Annotated in this window: 12 protein-coding genes; 2 read left to right on the top strand and 10 right to left on the bottom strand. The window is 69.5% G+C overall.

Annotation, left to right across the window (positions count from 1 at the left end; translation table 11 throughout):
* Positions 1 to 164 precede the first annotated feature (164 nt).
* The 8 genes from ACFZBT_RS00120 to ACFZBT_RS00085 form a co-directional block, all read right to left on the bottom strand.
* The gene (locus ACFZBT_RS00120; protein WP_391097300.1) at positions 165 to 1,313 is read right to left on the bottom strand and encodes a galactose-1-epimerase; all 1,149 of its coding nucleotides are present in this window, start codon (positions 1,311 to 1,313) and stop codon (positions 165 to 167) included.
* Positions 1,314 to 1,371: 58 nt separating this feature from the next.
* Positions 1,372 to 2,610 carry a multiple monosaccharide ABC transporter permease gene (gene mmsB, locus ACFZBT_RS00115; RefSeq protein ID WP_391097299.1) on the bottom strand — a complete coding sequence of 413 codons (1,239 nt, stop codon included), beginning with the start codon at positions 2,608 to 2,610 and terminating at the stop codon, positions 1,372 to 1,374.
* The gene (gene mmsA, locus ACFZBT_RS00110; RefSeq protein ID WP_391097298.1) at positions 2,607 to 4,157 is read right to left on the bottom strand and encodes a multiple monosaccharide ABC transporter ATP-binding protein; all 1,551 of its coding nucleotides are present in this window, start codon (positions 4,155 to 4,157) and stop codon (positions 2,607 to 2,609) included. Before mmsA ends, mmsB begins: the two co-directional genes overlap by 4 nt.
* A gap of 46 nt (positions 4,158 to 4,203) precedes the next feature.
* Positions 4,204 to 5,316: a multiple monosaccharide ABC transporter substrate-binding protein gene (gene chvE / locus ACFZBT_RS00105; protein ID WP_391097297.1), complete on the bottom strand. Its 1,113-nt coding sequence runs from the start codon at positions 5,314 to 5,316 to the stop codon at positions 4,204 to 4,206.
* A gap of 142 nt (positions 5,317 to 5,458) precedes the next feature.
* Complete coding sequence (locus ACFZBT_RS00100; RefSeq protein WP_391097296.1) at positions 5,459 to 6,427, bottom strand: hypothetical protein; 969 nt, start codon at positions 6,425 to 6,427, stop codon at positions 5,459 to 5,461.
* 120 nt (positions 6,428 to 6,547) lie between these two features.
* The gene (locus ACFZBT_RS00095; protein ID WP_391097295.1) at positions 6,548 to 7,552 is read right to left on the bottom strand and encodes an alcohol dehydrogenase catalytic domain-containing protein; all 1,005 of its coding nucleotides are present in this window, start codon (positions 7,550 to 7,552) and stop codon (positions 6,548 to 6,550) included.
* Between the two features lie 61 nt (positions 7,553 to 7,613).
* Positions 7,614 to 8,777 (bottom strand): enolase C-terminal domain-like protein, encoded by a 1,164-nt coding sequence (locus tag ACFZBT_RS00090; protein ID WP_391097855.1) that lies wholly within the window; start codon positions 8,775 to 8,777, stop codon positions 7,614 to 7,616.
* A gap of 1,331 nt (positions 8,778 to 10,108) precedes the next feature.
* Entirely contained in the window at positions 10,109 to 10,558 is a 450-nt protein-coding gene (locus ACFZBT_RS00085) for a MarR family transcriptional regulator (RefSeq protein WP_391097294.1), read from the bottom strand.
* Positions 10,559 to 10,660: 102 nt separating this feature from the next.
* On the opposite strand from ACFZBT_RS00085, the gene ACFZBT_RS00080 reads away from it, so the two are divergent.
* Positions 10,661 to 11,683, top strand: coding sequence for a zinc-binding dehydrogenase (locus tag ACFZBT_RS00080; RefSeq protein WP_391097293.1), 1,023 nt, complete (start codon positions 10,661 to 10,663; stop codon positions 11,681 to 11,683).
* A gap of 94 nt (positions 11,684 to 11,777) precedes the next feature.
* The gene (locus ACFZBT_RS00075) at positions 11,778 to 12,197 is read left to right on the top strand and encodes an Ohr family peroxiredoxin (protein WP_391097292.1); all 420 of its coding nucleotides are present in this window, start codon (positions 11,778 to 11,780) and stop codon (positions 12,195 to 12,197) included.
* Between the two features lie 68 nt (positions 12,198 to 12,265).
* On the opposite strand, the gene ACFZBT_RS00070 is transcribed toward ACFZBT_RS00075, so the two are convergent.
* Together ACFZBT_RS00070 and ACFZBT_RS00065 are read right to left on the bottom strand one after the other, a co-directional pair.
* Complete coding sequence (locus ACFZBT_RS00070) at positions 12,266 to 13,411, bottom strand: serine hydrolase (protein ID WP_391097291.1); 1,146 nt, start codon at positions 13,409 to 13,411, stop codon at positions 12,266 to 12,268.
* Positions 13,408 to 15,981 (bottom strand): M14 family zinc carboxypeptidase, encoded by a 2,574-nt coding sequence (locus tag ACFZBT_RS00065; protein ID WP_391097290.1) that lies wholly within the window; start codon positions 15,979 to 15,981, stop codon positions 13,408 to 13,410. The genes ACFZBT_RS00070 and ACFZBT_RS00065 overlap by 4 nt, the downstream gene beginning before the upstream one ends.
* Positions 15,982 to 15,987 lie beyond the last annotated feature (6 nt).

The raw sequence follows: 15,987 nt of genomic DNA, 5'->3' as shown, positions 1-15,987 counted from the left end.
GCGGGTCCGTTGGGGACGGCCGGACCCGACGTTTAAGGGCGGCCCGCGCGGGGGAGCGCGGGCCGCCCTTAGATACGGAGACTGTGGTGACACTGTTCAACGGTTGGGAACACGGTCAGAACTTGTGCCCTACCTGTGAAGGCTTGTCAGTGGCACCACAGATATCAGCAGCCGAACGTGTGGATCGTCGTCGTCCGGTACGTCTGCCCGGGCCGCAGCACCGTCGACGGGAACTTCGGCTTGTTCGGCGAGTCCGGGAAGTGCTGCGTCTCCAGGCAGAGCGCGTCGCCCTGCCGGTAGGTGCGGCCGGACGGGCCGGTCAGCGTGCCGTCGAGGAAGTTGCCGGAGTAGAACTGCAGGCCGGGCTCGTTCGTGGCGATCTTCATCGTGCGGCCGGAGGCCGGGTCGCGCAGGGTGGCCACGTGCTCGGGGCGGGTGGTGAGGCCCTTGTCGAGGACCCAGTTGTGGTCGAAGCCCTTGGCGGTGACCAGCTGGGGGTGGGAGACGCGGATGTCCCGGCCGATCGGCTTGGCGCGGCGGAAGTCGAAGGGCGTGCCCGCGACCTTGGCCAGTTCGCCGGTGGGGATCAGGCCCGCGTCGGTGGGTGTGTAGCGGGAGGCGGCGATCTGGAGCTCGTGGTCCTCGATCGTGCCGTTGCCCTCGCCGGCGAGGTTGAAGTAGACGTGGCTGGTGAGGTTGACGACGGTGGCCTTGTCGGTGGTGGCCGCGTAGTCGATGCGCCATTCGCCGTGCCGGGTGAGGGTGTACGTCACCTTCGTCTTGAGGGTGCCCGGGTAGCCCATCTCGCCGTCGACGCTCGTGTAGTACAGGTGCAGTCCGACGTCGGAGCCCTTGGTGAACGGCTCGACGTCCCACACGCGCTTGTCGAAGCCCTGCGTGCCGCCGTGCAGGCTCTGCTCACCGTCGTTGACGGAGAGCTGGTAGTTCTTGCCGTCGAGGGTGAACTTCCCCTTGCCTATGCGGTTGCCGTACCGGCCGATCAGGGCGCCGAAGTACGGGGTCTTCGCGACGTAGTCCTCGATGTTGTCGAAGCCCGCGGAGACGTTGGCGTAGCGGCCGCGGCGGTCGGGGATCTCCAGCGACTGGACGACACCGCCCCAGGAGAGGACCTTCAGGCGGGTGCCGCCGTTCTCCAGGGACCAGCTGTAGATCTTGGTGCCGTCGGCGAGCTTGCCGAAGAGCGTCTTCACCGGCTTCCTGCCTCCCGTGGCGTGCGCCGTGCCGCCGAGGGTGGTGGCGGCGACTCCCGCCGCCGCTGCTCCGGCGATGACCGTGCGTCTGTTCAGTTCCATGCGTGCGGCTCCCGTATAAGGAGAGGGCCCCGCCTTCCCGGCGGGGCCCCGATCTGACTTACGAACCGACCTTGCGCTTGTTCCACACGTCGAACCCGACCGCGGCCAGCAGGACCAGGCCCTTGATGACCTGCTGCCAGTCGGTGCCGATGCCGACGAGGTTCATACCGTTGTTCAGCACGCCCAGGACCAGGCCGCCGATGATCGCGCCGAGCACGGTGCCGACACCGCCGCTCATCGACGCACCGCCGATGAACGAGGCCGCGATCGCCTCCAGCTCGAAGTTGAGGCCGGCCTTGGGAGAGGCCGCGTTGAAGCGGGCGGCGAAGACCAGACCCGCCAGGGCCGCGAGCATGCCCATGTTCAGGAAGACCAGGAAGGTGACCTTCTTGTCCTTCACACCCGACAGCTTGGCCGCGGGCAGGTTGCCGCCGATCGCGTAGATGTGGCGGCCGATGATCGCGTTGCGCATCACGTAGCCGAAGCCGACGAGCAGCACACCGAGGATCAGCAGGACGATCGGGGCGCCCTTGTAGCTGGCCAGCAGCATCGTCAGCGTGAGGATGGCGGCGCCGAGCGCGACCAGCTTCAGCAGGAACAGCTTGGCGGGCGGGACGTCCAGGTTGAACTCCTGCTGCCGCTTGCGGTCACGGACCTCCTGGAAGATCACGAAGGCGATCATCGCGAAGCCCAGCAGCAGCGTCAGGTTGTGGTAGTTGGTCTTCGGGCCGACCTCGGGCAGGAAGCCGTTGGCGACCTTCTGCAGGCCCTCCGGGAACGGGCCGAGCGTCTGGCCCTCCAGGAAGATCTCGGTCAGACCGCGGAAGATCAGCATGCCGGCCAGGGTCACGATGAACGACGGTATGCCGCCGTACGCGATGAAGAACCCCTGGATGGCACCCGCGACCGCGCCCACGGCCAGGCACAGCACCACGGCGAGCAGCCACGGTATGTCGTGTTTGACCATGAACACGGCGGCCATCGAGCCGACGAACGCCGTGAGCGAGCCGACCGACAGGTCGATGTGGCCCGCGATGATGACCAGCATCATGCCGATCGCGAGGATCAGGATGTAGCTGTTCTGCAGCACCAGGTTGGAGACGTTGCGCGGCAGCAGCAGGTCGCCGTCGGTCCACACGGCGAACAGGACCACGATCAGGCCGAGCGCGAACAGCATGCCGTACTGCCGCATGTTGCGGCGCATGCCGTCCGTCATCAGCTGCAGCAGTCCGGTGCCCTCCCCTCCCTTGCCGGTCGGCGCCGGGGCCGGCGTCTTGGCGGTCACGTCCGTGCTCATCGGGTTACCTCTTTGTCCTTCGTCATCTGACGCATCAGCGATTCCTGGGAGGCCTCGGCCTTCGAGAACTCACCGGTCAGCCGCCCCGCGGCCATCGTGTAGATGCGGTCGCACATGCCGAGCAGTTCGGGCAGCTCGGAGGAGATGAAGACGACCGCCTTGCCCTGGGCGGCCAACTGGTCGATGACCGTGTAGATCTCGTACTTGGCACCGACGTCGATACCGCGCGTCGGCTCGTCCAGGATCAGCACCTCGGGACCCGAGAAGATCCACTTGCTGAGGACGACCTTCTGCTGGTTGCCGCCGGACAGCTTGCCCACCGGCTCGAAGACGGTCGGCGCCTTGATGTTCATGGACTTGCGGAAGCCCTCGGCGACCTGTCGTTCCTCGTGCTCGTCGACCACACCGCGCTTGGCGACCTTGCCCAGGGCGCTCAGCGAGATGTTCCGGTTGATGGTGTCGATGAGGTTGAGGCCGTAGTGCTTGCGGTCCTCGGTGACGTACGCGATCCCGTGCCTGACCGCCTCGGGGACGGTCTTCGTACGGATCTCGGTCCCGTCCTTGAGGACCGTGCCGCCGGAGTACCGGCCGTACGTCCGCCCGAAGACGCTCATCGCGAGCTCGGTGCGGCCGGCTCCCATGAGGCCCGCGATGCCGACGATCTCGCCGCGCCGCACCTGGAGCGACACGTCGTCGACGACCTTGCGCTGCTGGTCGATCGGGTGGTGCACGGTCCAGCCCCGGATCTCCAGGGCGGGCGCCACGCCCTCCTCGGGCTCGTGCGGCGACCGCTCCGGGAAGCGGTGCTCCAGGTCGCGGCCGACCATGCCCTTGATGATCCGGTCCTCGGTGGTCTCCGGGGCCTTCACGTCGAGGGTCTCGATGCTCTGGCCGTCGCGGATGATCGTCACCGAGTCGGCGACCTTGCGGATCTCGTTGAGCTTGTGGGAGATGATGATCGAGGTGATGCCCTGCTTCTTCAACTCCAGGATGAGATCCAGGAGTTTGCCGCTGTCTTCGTCGTTCAGCGCGGCGGTCGGCTCATCCAGGATGAGCAGCTTCACCTTCTTCGAGAGCGCCTTGGCGATCTCCACGAGCTGCTGCTTGCCCACGCCGATGTCGGCGACGCGGGTGTCCGGGTGGTCGGTGAGACCGACCCGGCGCAGCAGTTCGGTGGCGTGCCGCAGGGTCTCGGTCCAGCTGATGATCCCGCGGGTGGCGTGCTCGTTGCCGAGGAAGATGTTCTCCGCGAGGGAGAGATAGGGCACCAGGGCCAGTTCCTGGTGGATGATCACGATGCCGCGCTCTTCGCTGGCCCGGATGTCCTTGAACTGGCAGACCTCTCCCTCGAAGAGGATGTCGCCCTCGTAGCTGCCGTGCGGGTGGACGCCGGAGAGGACCTTCATCAAGGTCGACTTGCCGGCGCCGTTCTCCCCGCAGATGGCGTGGACCTCGCCCTGCCGGACGTTCAGCGTGACGTCCGACAGCGCCTTGACGCCGGGAAAGGTCTTGACGATCGAGCGCATTTCCAGGACGGGTCCCGCCATGGTCGTGCCTTCCAATCAGTGGTGAATCGTCGGTCGGTGGCGGGGACTACTTGAGGTCGCTTGCCTTGTGGTAGCCGGAGTCGATGACGATCTTCTGGTAGTTGGACTTGTCGACGCTCACCGGCTTCAGCAGGTACGCGGGCACGACCTTGGCGCCGTTGTCGTAGGTCTTGGTGTCGTTGAGCTCCGGCTTCTTGTCGTTCAGGGCCGCGTCGACCATGTTCGTGGCCACCTTGGCGAGTTCGCGGGTGTCCTTGAAGACGGTCTGCGTCTGCTGGCCCGCCTCGATCGACTTCAGGGAGGCGACCTCGGCGTCCTGGCCGGTGACGACCGGCAGCGGCTTGCTCTTGGAGCCGTAGTCGTCGGACTTCAGCGCCGACAGGATGCCGATGGAGATGCCGTCGTAGGGGGAGAGGACGGCGTCGACCCGCTCGCTCTTGTAGGCCGAGGTCAGGATGTCGTCCATGCGCTTCTGGGCGGTGCCGCCGTCCCAGCGCAGGGTGGTGACCTGGTTGAGCTTGGTCTGGCCGGAGCGGACGACGAGCTGCTTCTTGTCGATGTAGGGCTGGAGCACCTTCATCGCGCCGCCGAAGAAGTAGCGGGTGTTGTTGTCGTCGTTGGAGCCGGCGAACAGCTCGATGTTGAAGGGGCCCTTCTTACTGCCGTCCTTCAGGCCGAGCTTCTCGACGATGTAGTTGCCCTGGAGCTCGCCGACCTTCTCGTTGTCGAAGGAGGCGTAGTAGTCGACGTTCTGCGTGCCGAGGATGAGGCGGTCGTAGGAGATGACCGGGATGTTCGCGTCCTTGGCCTGCTGGAGCACGTTGTTCATCGACTTGTTGTCGATGGCGGCGATGATCAGCGCCTTGACGCCCTGCGTGATCAGGTTCTCGACCTGGGAGACTTGCTGGTCCGGGTCGTCCTCGCCGTAGACCAGCTTGGGCGTGTAGCCCTTGGCCTCCAGGTTCTTCTTGACGTAGTCGCCGTCGAGGATCCAGCGCTCGGAGGACTTGGTCGGCATCGCGATGCCGATGGTGCCGCCCTTGGCGTCTCCCTCGCTCTCCTTGCTGCCGCCCTCGCTGCTCTGGCCGCAGGCGGACAGGGTCAGGGCGAGGGACGCGGCTCCGGCTATGGCGGCGAGAGCGGCTCTGCGGTTACGCATATTGATCATCCTTGATCTGTGTGCAGGGCTCGGTCTGGGAGGCGCGAAGTCGCTCCGGGTGGTCGTGCCGGAAAGACCGAGAAGAGATGTGTCGGATTGTGGTCGGCTGTGTCTTCTTTTGTGAAGCCGAGTTTCCGGAACGTTATGCCGAGATTTCGAACCGTTGCAGATCGCCCGGCAGTCGCGAGCCGAGCGGCGCCATGTCGCCGTCCGCCCCGTGGCGTGCCAGGAGGTCCAGGGCGAGCCGGCCGCGGCGCACGCGTTCCTTGGCGGTGGCCAGGGTCAACTCCCGCATGTGGTGCCCGTAGGGGTAGATCCCGGGCGCCTTCGACAGGCCGAACTTCAGGTACAACGGGGCGCCGCGTCTGATGAGTTCGGCGACCTCGTACATCCGGACGTAGCCGCCGAGGTCGTCGGGGGCTTCGATGTACATGTCCATGGGAGCGCCCGACACCCGGCGGATCTCGGTGAGGTGATCGAGCGTCAGGTCGCTGGGCACGTTGACCGAGTCGGCGCCGAGACGCTCGTAGACCGCGTACGCCGCCGGGTTGACCGGGCCGATGAGCGCGGAGACCTTCAGGGTGGTGTCGGCCGGGATGATGCCGGCCGCGCGCGCCCGGTGCAGGGTCCACAGCACGCCCTCGTCGGCGACGAGCAGGCACTTGACGCCCAACTCCGTGGCCCGGACGGCGTCTTCGACACATCCGGCGACCGCGTCGTGGCCGCGGGCTCTGAGGCCCGCGCCGCGCGAGTCGGTCCGGGTCGAGCCGCCGATGTCCCAGGTGCCGCGCGGGCCGGTGAACAGGCAGAGCTCGATGTCGCGTTCGGCCGTCGACTCGACCATCTCGGTGATCTCGGCGTCGGTCAGCATCCAGACGCCGCTGCCCTGGCTGATCCGGTGGATCGGCACGTCCAGCCGCGAGGCCTCCTTCAGGACCACCGTCAGCGCCTCGGGGCCCTCGCAGGAGGGGATCTCGGTGCGCCAGCGGCCGCCGCCGGGGAAGGAGTGCGGCGAGGCGTCGGCGGGGTCGAGGGCGGGGGCCTTCAGGCCGAGATCGGCGAGCGCCTGCTCACCGGGCCTGCGGGCTGCCGTGGCGGGAGCGTCGGTCACAGGAAAGTCCTTCGGTTCGATATTTCGGACGAGGTTCGCGGCTCTGGGTATGGCAAGGCTGTGCGGAGGTGGGGTACGCCGGTACGGGAGCCGTCAGGTTGCCCCCGTACCGGCGTACGTCTACGGGCGGAGCAGCACCTTGCCCACCTTCGGATCACCGGCCCCCACCAGCTCGATGGCCTGCGAGAACTCGGTGAGCGGCAGCTCGTGCGTCACCAGCGGCAGCGGATCGAGCAGACCGGCGGCGAACACCCGCACCGTGTGCGCCCAGGCGTCCGGCGGAGCGCCGAAGACGGTGTGCACCTCCAACTGCTTCACGACGAGATCGGTCGGGTCGAGGCCGTCGGCACCCGGCGCCGGGATGCCCGTCAGGGCCAGCCGGCCGCCCCGCCGGAGCAGGGCGGCGGAGATCCGGGCGGCGTCCGCCGATCCGGCCGTCTCGATCACCACGTCGATGTCGTCCGGGAGTTCCTGGTCCTTCGTCCGGAAGTCCGTCGCGCCGTACTGACGCGACAGCGCCTCGCGGTCGCGGCGGGTGCCGACCACCAGTAGTTCGGCCGGCGAGTTCGCCTTGAGGAACTGCACGGCGAACATGCCCAGCGTGCCGGTGCCGACCACGGCGACCCGCTCGCCGGGCTGGGCGTTCGCCTTCAGCGCGGCGGCCGCGATGCAGGCGGCCGGTTCCAGGAGGGCCGCGGCGGTGAGGTCGCAGTCGTCCGGGAGGGTGTGGAGCAGACGGGCGGGGAGCGTCAGCGTCGTCGCCATCGCGCCCGGCTGGGTGAACCCCGTCTCCTCGTAACCGGCCGTGCACAGCGTCGTGTCGCCCGCGTGGCAGCGGTCGCAGACCTGGCAGTTGCGGAAGCCCTCGCCCACGACCTTGCGGCCGACGAGGGACGCGGGGACGCCCGCGCCCACCGCCTCCACCGTCCCGGACCACTCGTGGCCCGGGGTGAGCGGGTAGCGGACGTAGCCCTCGGGGCGGTTGCCCTGGTAGACCTCGCGGTCGCTGCCGCAGATGCCGGACGCGTGGACGCGGACCAGCGCCTCGCCGGCCTCGGGGTGCCGGGGCTCGTGCGGGACGAGGCGGTGTTCGCCCGGGGCGTCGATCACTACCGCGGTGCTCACGTCGCTCCTCCGGTTTTCGAAGGTTTCGGTTGCCGGTTCCGGGTTTCCGGGGGCCGGACGCTCACTGCGCGCCCTTGGGCTTGCGCTGCTCCCAGCCCTCCGCCCAGAGGTCGAAACGGGCCTGCTGCTGCGGGAACTCGGCGGCGGCGTCCACGTCCAGCTCGACACCCAGTCCGGGGGCGTCGGAGAGGTGGAAGCAGCCGTCTTCCGGGTTCACCTGCGGGGCGCCCTTGACGACCTTCTTGATCTCCGCGTCCGCGAAGTCGTTGAAGTGCTCCAGGATCTTGAAGTTCGGGGAGGTGAAACCGACCTGGAGGCTCGCGGCGGTGAGGACCGGGCCGCCCACGTTGTGGGGAGCCACCAGCATGTAGTGGGTCTCCGCTGTAGCGGCGAGCTTCCTGGTCTCCCAGATTCCACCGATATGGCCGACGTCCGGCTGGATGATGTCCACGGCCTGGCTCTCGAACAGCTCGCGGAACTCGATCCGGTCGTGGATGCGCTCACCGGTCGCGACGGGCATGTCGACCTTGGCCGCGACCTTCTCCAGCGCCTTGAGGTTCTCCGGCGGGACCGGCTCCTCCAGCCACGCCGGGTTGAAGGGGGCCAGCTCCTTGGCCAGGCGCACGGCCGTGGCGGGGGAGAAGCGGCCGTGCATCTCCAGCATCAGCTCCGCCTCGGGGCCGATGGCGTCCCGGACGGCCTCGATGAGGGAGACGGCGTACAGGCTCTGCTGGTGGTCCAGCTCGAAGTGGCCCGTGCCGAAGGGGTCGATCTTGAGGGCGCGGTAGCCGCGCTCCATCACGCCCTGGGCGGCCTTGTGGTACGCCTCGGGCGTCCGCTCCGTGGTGTACCAGCCGTTGGCGTATGCCTTGACCTTGTCGGTGACCTTGCCGCCCAGCAGCTGCCAGACGGGGACGCCGAGGGCCTTGCCCTTGATGTCCCAGCACGCCATCTCGATCACGGCGATACCGGACATCACGATCTCGCCCGCGCGGCCGTAGTCGCCGTACTTCATGCGCTTGACGAGGTCCTCGACAGCGAAGGGGTCGGAGCCGAGAATGTGGTTGGCCTCGGCCTCCCTCAGGTAACCGAGAAGGGCGTCGGTGTGTCCCAGCATCCGGGTCTCGCCGACTCCGGTGATCCCCTCGTCGGTGTGCACCTGGACGTAGGTCAGGTTGCGCCACGGCGTCCCGACCACGTGTGTGCTGATTCCGGTGATGCGCACGGCGGTTGTCCCTCGCAGCTTCGTCGGCTCAGTTCCGTCAGTCATTCAGTTCATTCAGCCAGTTCGACGTGTTCGAGATTTCGGCACACGTTCGAAATGCTGGCGTGACAGTAAGGATGCGGTGGTCGGGGTGTCAATGGGTCGCGCGCATAACGGTTTCGACAGTTTCGAAACCAGGGGTGGGGTGGGTCCGTGCAGAACCTTCACAGCTGGAGCTAGGAACGTGACCGGCGCGGAACTTAATCTTCCCGCGTCATGGACTACTGCGACCCGTGCCGACGGCACCTCAACGGCGCGCTGGCGTGCCCGGGGTGCGGCACCTCGGCGGATGCGCTGCGGCGGCCTGAGCCGGAGTATGGCCCTGAGCCCGAGGGGCGTGAGCAAGGCGAACGCGAGGGCTACGACGATGAGGAGCCGGTGGGGCGTGCCGCTCGTCGGCGTGGGCGCGGGCACGGGCACGGGCACGGGCCGGTCTCCGATGGTCCGGGTGGGGCGAGCCGGCGGGACCGGAAGGCGGCCGCGCATCGCCGACGGCGGCGTCGGACCCTGTTCATCGCGGCGGGGTTCGTGCTGGCGGCGGGCGGGCTGAGCCTCGCCGAGCTGGGCATGGACGCGCCCAAGTCGACGTCGAAGCCGGCGGAGGCGGAGGGGGAGCCGGGGGGTGCGGAAGAGACTGTCCGCCCCGCGGGTGACAAGGCCGGGGTCGAGGGAGCGTCGAGGACCCCTTCCCCGGGGGTGTCTGACTCGCCGTCGGCTTCCGAATCCCCGGAGGATGAGAAGTCGAAGCGCCCTGAGCCGACTCGGTCTTCTGCCGCGCCGGAAACGTCTTCGAGCCGCCCGACCTCGGCGCCCACGGCTGCCCCTCCGCCCCCGGCTCCGACCCGCACCGCGGACCCGACGACCCCGGCGCCGACGCCGACGCCGGAACCGTCCCCGACGAGGACGTGTGACCGCTTCCTGTGGTGGTGCACGTAGTCGCCTGCGGGTGGGTGGTGGGTCGGGGCCGCGTCGGGGGGTGTCCGTCCTCGGAACGTCGCGATGGGGTCGGACGCCGACTCACTGTCCGTTGACGCGACAACCACTGCGGGCGGACACCCCCCGACACGGCCCCTTGCGCAGTCCGGCGCCCGCCGCTGCGGGCATGCGCACCGCCCCAGCTGCGGGCATGCGTGCCGCTGGGGGCGGCACGGGTGGGCGCAGCGGCACCCCGCTACGCCGGGCTGCGTGCCCACCCCCCGGCCCCAGCATCCACGCCGAGCACCATGCAGCACCGGGCTGCGCACCCACCCGTCCCCGGTGCCGACGCCGAGCACCTGGCAGCCCCGACAGCCTCACTCCAGCATCGCCCGCAACGCATCCCGCAACGCCACCCTCTCCCCCTCCGACAACCCGGCAAGCGGCTCCCGAGCGAACCGCAGTGCCTCCCGCAGACTCCGGGCCACGGCCCGCCCCTCCGGCGTCGCCGCCGCCACCTTCACCCTCCGGTCCGCCGGATCCGGCTGCCGCTCCACCAGCCCCCGCGCCTCCAGCCGGTCCACGATCCCCGTGACATTGGACGGCTCGCACTTCAGCCGCTGGGCAAGCCTCCGCATCGGCAGCGGCTCCAGGCACAGCAGGCTCAGCAGCCGGGCCTGAGCCCCGGTGAGGGAGTGTTCCGCCGCAGCCTCCTCGTAGTCCTCGTGGAACCGGGCCACGACCTCCCCGATGAGCTCGACGACCTCGAGGGTCAGCGGATCCGGGCGGTTGGTCGTCTCTTGGGGCGTCGGTGTGGTGGAGGCCATGCCATCGAGGGTACCCGGTTATTTGACAACCTGAAATTTTCAGGAGCATGGTTGTTTCAGTTACTGAAACATCCGCATCGAGCCAGTGAGGACAGGCGCATCATGACCGACACCCCCACCCTCCCCGCCGTCAGCCGTGAGTGGCACCTGGCGAGCCGTCCCGTCGGCTGGCCGAAGCCCGAGGACTTCGCCTTCGTCGAGGCGGAGGTCCCGCAGCCGGGTGAGGGGCAGGTCCTCGTCCGGAACAAGTACCTCTCCGTGGACCCGTACATGCGGGGCCGCATGAGCGATGCCAAGTCCTACGTCGCCCCGTTCGAGCTCGGCAAGGTCATGCAGGGCGGTGCCGTCGGCGAGGTCGTGGCCTCCAACGTCGACGGGCTGGCCGTCGGGGATCACGTACTGCACTTCCTCGGGTGGCGTGAGTACGCCGTCGTGGCCGCGAAGAACGCCGTCAAGGTGGACGCGGACGCCGCGCCGCTGTCGACGTACCTGGGTGTGCTGGGCATGACGGGTCTCACCGCCTACGCCGGGCTGCTGCGCACCGCCTCCTTCAAGGAGGGCGACACTGTTTTCGTGTCCGGTGCCGCCGGTGCCGTGGGCGGGCAGGTCGGGCAGATCGCCAGGCTGAAGGGCGCCTCGCGGGTCATCGGGTCGGCGGGGTCGGAGGAGAAGGTGAAGCTCCTCGTGGAGGAGTACGGCTTCGACGCCGCCTTCAACTACAAGGACGGGCCGGTGAGCGAGCAGCTTCGTGCCGCCGCCCCGGACGGGATCGACGTCTACTTCGACAACGTCGGCGGTGACCACCTGGAGGCGGCCATCGGCTCCCTCAACCAGGGCGGCCGGATCGCCGTCTGCGGCATGATCTCCGTCTACAACAACACCGAGCCCGCCCCGGGCCCGCGGAACCTCGCCCGGCTCATCGCGACGCGCGGCCGGATCGAGGGCTTCCTCGTCGGGGACCACTACGACCTCCAGCCGGAGTTCGTGCGCGAGGTCGCCCCCTGGGTCGCCTCCGGTGAGCTGAAGTACCGCGAGACCGTCGTCGAGGGCATCGAGAACAATCTCGAGGCGTTCCTGGGCGTGCTGCGCGGTGACAACACCGGGAAGATGATCGTCAAGCTCTGACGGCTTCTGTTGGTTTTCGATATGCGGTAAGTTTTTTCCGAATCCGCTCGGCCCGGGCGCGAGCCGCGGCGGACGAATGAAGGAACACAACCGCATGCCGATCCACCAGTCCGATGTTCTGTACACCGCCGTCGCCACCGCGGAGGGCGGGCGCGACGGGCGTGTGGCCACCGATGACGGCCGGCTCGACGTCGTCGTCAACCCGCCGGAGGCCATGGGGGGCAGTGGCGCCGGAACCAACCCCGAGCAGCTGTTCGCCGCCGGCTACAGCGCCTGCTTCCAGGGGGCTCTGGGTGTCGTCGCCCGGGAGACGGGCGCCGATCTCACCGGTTCGACCGTCACCGCGAAGGTGGGCCTGGGGAAGAACGGGGACGGGTTCGGGATCATCGTCGAGATCTCGGCCGACCTGCCGAAGGTGGAGCGGGGCGCCGCGCGGGTGCTCGTCGAGAAGGCGCACGAGGTGTGCCCCTACTCGAAGGCGACCCGCGGGAACATCACCGTGACGCTGGCCTGACCGTTGTCGTTGGCTACGCGGAGGCCGCACCCTTGGACGTGGGGTGCGGCCTCCGCTCGTGCCCGGGGTCAGGCGGTGAGTGCCGCCCGGTGGATCGCCTGGGCCAGACGGTCGTTCTCGGGGGCGGCCCCGCCGGGGAACGCGAAACGGCGGCGGGTGTAGCCGTAGGCCAGGCCGCTCCAGGGGTCCGCGAAGGCCTGGGAGCCGCTCGCGCCGCTGTGGCCGATCGTCCCGGCGCCGAGGAACGGGTGCCACGTGTCAGCCGTCGTCTGGAAGCCGAGGCCGAACGACTTGTGGGCACGTGCCACCAGGTCGTAGCCGACCGAGTGGAACTGGCCGAACTCCGCCACCGTGTCCGGCTTCAGCAGCGGAGCCTGCTCACCCAGGCCGCTGATCGCCGCCGCGTACATCCCGGCCAGGCCCCGCGCGGACGCCACTCCGCCCACCGATGCCGGGCCCTTGGCGCGGACCAGCGGCATGTTGGGGAGGGAGGCCAGGTCGGTGGCTTCCGCCGCGTTGCGGTTGAAGGCGATCGAGGCGAGGGTGTGCGGGCCCGTGGGCGTGGCGTCGAGGAGGGTCTGCTGGTCCGGGGTCGGGGCCATCGGCTGGGTGGTGCGGAAGCGGGGTTCCTGGGGTGCGGGCAGGCCCAGATGGAAGTCCAGGGCGTACGGCGTGCGGACGCGCTCCTGGTAGATCTCCTGGAGCGTGCGGCCCGTGGCGCGGCGTACCACTTCGCCGGTCAGGGCGCCGGCGACCAGCGCGTGATAGCCGAACGCCGTGCCGGGGCGCCAGAACGGGCGCTGGTCGGCGAGGCGTTCGGCGAGCTGGCGGTCGTCGGCCAGCTCCGCCAGGCTGAAGCCGGTGTCCGTGCCGACCACCCCCGCGCGGTGCGCGAGCAGATCGCGCAGGGTCAGGTCGCCCTTGCCCTCGGCCGCGAACTCCGGCCAGTAGTACGTCACTTTGCGGTCCAGTTCGAGCGTGCCGTCCTGGACGAGGAGAGCCACTACCAGGTAGGCGGCGCCCTTCGTGGAGGAGAACACGCCGTAGAGGGCGTCCGCTTCCGTGCCCGCCCACAGGTCGACGACCTTGCGGCCGTGGACGTAGGCGCACAGCTGGCCCTCGTAGTCGGGGCGTTCCCCGGCCACGAACGCGGCGAACTCCTCGCGTACCCCCTCGAAGCCGTCGGCCACGGTGCCGTGGATCTCCTGTGTCATCCGTTCTCCTTCGCTGAACCGCTGTGTGCCACTGTGAACAATGCCCTCGCCACCTGCGGGAATTCCCCCTTGGGGTGGTTCCGGAAGAGGGGTTCGGTGCCGAACAGGACCGTCTTGCCGCCGCTGACCACCGAGGCCTGTCCCGCTGCCGCCGCGGGGCCGCCGCTGCCGTCCCGGAGCGGGCGCCAGTGTCCGGAGAGGAGCGGGTTCCCGTTCGCGTACGACTGCTCCGCTCGCACGCCGGGGCCGAGGTCGGTGAACCAGAGTGGGGCGTAGACGAAGGTGTGCGCGGGCGCGTCGTGCGTGAGGCGGCCCGAGTTCACCGCGCGTACGACGCCGTTGGCGTCCGGGTTGCCCCCGACCGGCTTGACGGCCAGCAGGCCCGCCGCCGCGTTCAGGGCCGCTCCCGTCGCCCCCCGGCCGACCAGGCCGTGACCGTCGAGGAAGGTGTCCAGGGCCTTGCGGGCGGGGGCGGTGAGGGAGGCGTGGTCCAGGCCGGCCGACACGAACAGGGCGTCCGTGCCTGACCAGTCGAAGCCGTTGTTGAGGACGGCCGTCGAGACAGGAGTGACGTCGAAGCCCATCTCCCGCAGGGCGAACAGCTCACCCGGGGTGACGGCGGCGGCGACGCGGACGCGGTGCAGGGGTGTGTCGCCCTTGAGGTGCGTCGCGGTGAACGAGACGTCGTGCTTGCGGGCGGCTGAGAGGGCCTGGCGGCGTGCCGACGCCGGGACGATCGCGCTGCCGTCCCGTGCCTGCCGGACCGGGACTCCCTGCCCGAGGAGGGAGTTGAGGGCCGCGATCTCGCGCGGGTCGGTCAGGCGCAGGCGGAGGGTGCCGTGCGCGGGCACATGGGCGACGGGTGCGGCCTCGGTGACCGGGCGCAGGGGCGCGCCCCGCAGGCTGCCCGAGGTCACCCGCTCGACCGTGGCTCCCCAGAGCCGGCCCAGGCTCCAGCCGGAGATGTCGTACATCGCCGACACCTTGTCGCTGATGTCCCGGCCGTCGGCCAGCAGGACGTTCGCCATGCCGCGCTTGGGCTGGCGCAGGTCGACGACGTGCGAGCCCTCGGGGTACGTCCGTCCGGCCAGGCGGAAGGGGCGGGTGGCGCGGGTGACGCGGACGTCGTTGGCGAGGAGGTGATCGACGAGGCGGGCGGCGGCCGGGGCCGAGCGCTGGGCGCGGGAGTCGCCGGGCGGGATGACGTAGGCGCGCGGGAAGTCGGTCGTGTAGACGTCCTCCGGGCCGATGCCGGGGACGCCGGGGACCGTCCTCGGTGAGACCGCCACCTGCGGGGCGCCCGCCGCGCCGCGGCGGAAGGTCTCGATCTGGTCGGCGACGAGGGTGGCGCGGTGCTCGCGGACGTGATTCAGGGTCGCGCGGACGGCCGCGCCCGCCACCGCCGTGTTGACCGCCGAGCGGCGGCGCAGCTCCCGGACGGGCAGGGTGTCGTACTCCTCGTTGTTCACCGCCAGCGGGATCTCCACCGTGTGCGCGGCCACCGTGCCATGGAAGGCCGCGTACTGCGGGGTGAAGATCGGCGGCCAGTCGTCCCAGCCCTCCTCCTGGTCGCGGAACGGGATCTGCGCCGGTTCCACGCCGTCCTTCGCCGGCGTGTAGCCGAGGGCGTTGACGGCGGACTCCATGCCGAGGGCGTTGGCGTAGGAGTTCTTCAGGAAGAGGTCGTACTCGTAGTTCTCGCCGTGCGGGGGAGTGGTGGGCTCGATGAGCGTGCCGTTGACGTAGCCGTGCAGGTCGAGCAGCACGGCCGGCTGCTTGTCGAGCTGGATCCGCCGCATCGCGCGGGTCTCGGGCTGGGAGGCCGTGACGAAGTCGCGGTTCAGGTCGAAGCCGTTCGCGTTGGCGCGGGTGCCGGCGATACGGCCGTCAGGGTTGGCCGTGACGTTGAAGTACAGGCGGCTGTGCGCCAGGAGGTCGCGGGTCTTGGCGTCCTTGGCCGTCGCGAGCCGCTCGATGAGCTTCAGGGAGGCGTCCGTGCCCTCCCACTCGTTGCCGTGGATGTTGCTGTTGACGAAGACCGGGGTCTTGTACGTCTGCTTGATCTCGCGGGACTTCGCGGCGGACGCGGGCGCGTTCTCGATCAGTGCGCGCATCCGCTCCTGGGCGCGGGCCTGGCGGGTGGACTCCGGGGCGGTGACGGTGACCAGGTAGAGGCGGTGGCCGCCGGCCGAGCGGCCGGTCACCTCCACACTGACGCGGTCGCCCAGGCGTTGCAGGGCGTTCAGCTTCGGGGCGATCGCGTGGTACGGGGTGAGGCCCAGCTTCAGGGACTTGTCACCGGGGTTCTGCGGGTCGAGGGAGAGACGCTGTCGGCGGGGGTAGCCGCGGGTGGCGGTCGTGGGGGCGGGGGAGGTCTCGGCGGTCAGGGCGCGCCGGGCCGCGCTCGCGGGTGCCCGGGCCGCACGGTCCTCGACGGCCGGGGCCTCCCGGGTGACGGGCTTCGGGTCCGCGCCGGCGGTCTGAGGGGTGAGCAGGGGTAAGCCCGCCGTCGCGAGACCGAGGGTGACGATCAGTACAGGTCTCGCAGGAACGGTTCTCGTGGTGCGCACGTGTAC

The organism is Streptomyces sp. NPDC008137 (assembly GCF_042957035.1).
Lineage (GTDB): Bacteria > Actinomycetota > Actinomycetes > Streptomycetales > Streptomycetaceae > Streptomyces.
This window is presented reverse-complemented; position numbering and strand designations above follow the sequence as displayed.